The 2,141-nt window shown below is 70.4% G+C and carries 2 protein-coding genes; both read left to right on the forward strand.

From position 1 onward, the window contains the following. Window positions 1–22 precede the first annotated feature (22 nt). A complete protein-coding gene (locus tag C1J01_RS47765; RefSeq protein WP_111185746.1) occupies window positions 23–808 on the forward strand; it encodes a sugar phosphate isomerase/epimerase family protein in 786 nt (261 codons plus the stop codon). Further along, the gene (locus tag C1J01_RS47770; protein ID WP_111185748.1) at window positions 805–2,124 is read left to right on the forward strand and encodes an MGH1-like glycoside hydrolase domain-containing protein; all 1,320 of its coding nucleotides are present in this window, start codon (window positions 805–807) and stop codon (window positions 2,122–2,124) included. Before C1J01_RS47765 ends, C1J01_RS47770 begins: the two co-directional genes overlap by 4 nt. The last annotated feature ends 17 nt before the right edge of the window (window positions 2,125–2,141 follow it).

Genomic DNA, 2,141 nt, shown 5'->3' on the forward strand with positions numbered 1-2,141 from the left:
GTCTTCGAATTCAAGGAGTGACATGAAGCTCGCCGTACAGGAGCAGCTTCTGCCTGGCCGCACGCTGCAGGAGAAGTTCGCGTTCGCGGTGGACGCCGGATTCGACGCCATCGAGTTGCGCGGCAAGGGCGATTTCCACTTCGCGGGCCGCCTGACCGAGCTCAAACGCGCCCTGGCCGACGGCGTCGTCATGCCCACCGTCTGCGTGGACATGCCGCACTTCATCGGCGACTTCGACCCGGCCAAGCGCAAGGACGCCATCCAGCAGCTCCGCTCGCAGCTCACGGTCATCGCCGAGCTGGGCGGCATCGGCGTCATGACGCCGGCGTCGTGGGGACAGTTCTCCCGCCGGCTGCCGCCGTTCGAACCGCCGCGCAGCCCGGAAGAAGACCGCCAGGTGCTGGCCGAAGCGCTCGGCGTCCTGGGCGAGCACGCCCAGCGCAACGGCGTCCTCATCATGCTGGAACCCCTCAACCGCTACGAGAACCACATGGTCAACACGCTGGCCGAAGCCGTCTCCTACTGCGCGACGGACTCCATCAGGGTCGCCGGCGACACCTACCACATGAACATCGAGGAGGACGACCCCTGCCGCTCCCTGATCGAGGCCGCCCCCTACCTCGCCCACATGCAGATCAGCGAGTCGAACAGGAACCAGCCCGGCACCGGCCACATCGACTGGGGCGCGCAGCTGGCCACGCTCGACGCCGTCGGCTACGACGGCTATCTCGCTCTGGAATGCCGCCTGCGCGGCGAGCCCGAGATCGTTCTCCCCCAAACCGCTGCCTTCGTGAGGAAATATCTATGATCCTCCGCGACGCCGTGCGCGTTCTGGTGAACAACTGGGACGGCGGCTACACGGTCCCCTCCCGTCGCCTCTATCCGCACCAGTGGAGCTGGGACTCGGCGTTCATCGCGATCGGCAACGCCCGCCTGTCCCCGCGACGGGCCCGGACGGAGCTGCTGTCGTTGTTCGGCGCCCAGTGGCGTGACGGCCGGGTGCCGCACATCGTGTTCAACCCGAAGGTGGCGGAGGCGGCCTACTTCCCGGGGCCCCGCTTCTGGGGGGTACACGCCCCCTCCGGGTCGGCGACCTCCGGCATCGTCCAGCCGCCCGTGCACGCCCTGGCGGTGTGGAAGACGTATCAGGCCGAGCCCGACGTGGCGTTCCTGCGCCGGATCCACCCCCGGCTGGTCGCCCAGCAGGAGTTCCTGCGCGCGGCCCGGCGCTCGGCCAAGGGGCTGATCTCGATCGTGCACCCGTGGGAGTCGGGCATGGACAACAGCCCGGCCTGGGACGAGCCGCTGCGCGCGGTGGAGCCGGGCGGCACCGGGTTCGTGCGCAAGGACCTCGACACCGTCAGCTCCGCCGAGCGGCCCACCGACCGCGACTACGAGCGCTACGTCACCCTCGCGCTGGCCTACCGCGATTCGGGATACCAGCGGCACGGGCAGTTCCAGGTCGAGGACCCGCTGTTCAACGCCGCCTACGCGCTGGCCGAGCACATCCTCGCGCTGATCGCTCGTGAGATCGGGCTCGACCCGGGGCCGCACGAGCGCGAGGCCGAGGCGACGACCGAGGCGATGGTCGACCACCTGTTCGACGGCGCGCTGTTCCAGCCCCGTGATGTGCGCACCGGCCGGCTGATCAGCTCCGCCAGCGCGGCCGGGCTGACCCCGCTGCTGCTGCCCGAGCTGCCCGGCAAGGTGGCCGACGCGCTGATCGACACCGCGCTCGACCGTTTCGCGCTCAAGGACGGGGTGCTGCCCAGCTACGCGCCGTCCGCGCCCGGGTTCGACGCCGCCCGCTACTGGCGCGGCCCGAGCTGGATCAACCTCGACTGGCTCGTCTGGCAGGGGCTCAAGGACCGCCGGCCCGAGCTGGCCGGGCCGCTGGCCAACGGCATGCTCTGCGCCGCCGCCCGCTCGGGGTTGCGCGAGTACTTCGACCCGTTCACCCTCAGCGGCCACGGCAGCCGCGACTTCAGCTGGTCAGCCGCTCTCGTCCTCGACGTCGTCGCAGAGCACGGCCTGAACGGTGTGCCGGCGGCCGGCCGCCAGATCGGCCATGAGCTGCGGTGCTTCGGCGAAACGGGCGACATCGGTGATCACGTGCCGGCGTAGCAGCGACCCGCGCCGCC

This window comes from Nonomuraea aridisoli (assembly GCF_003236395.1).
GTDB lineage: Bacteria > Actinomycetota > Actinomycetes > Streptosporangiales > Streptosporangiaceae > Nonomuraea > Nonomuraea aridisoli.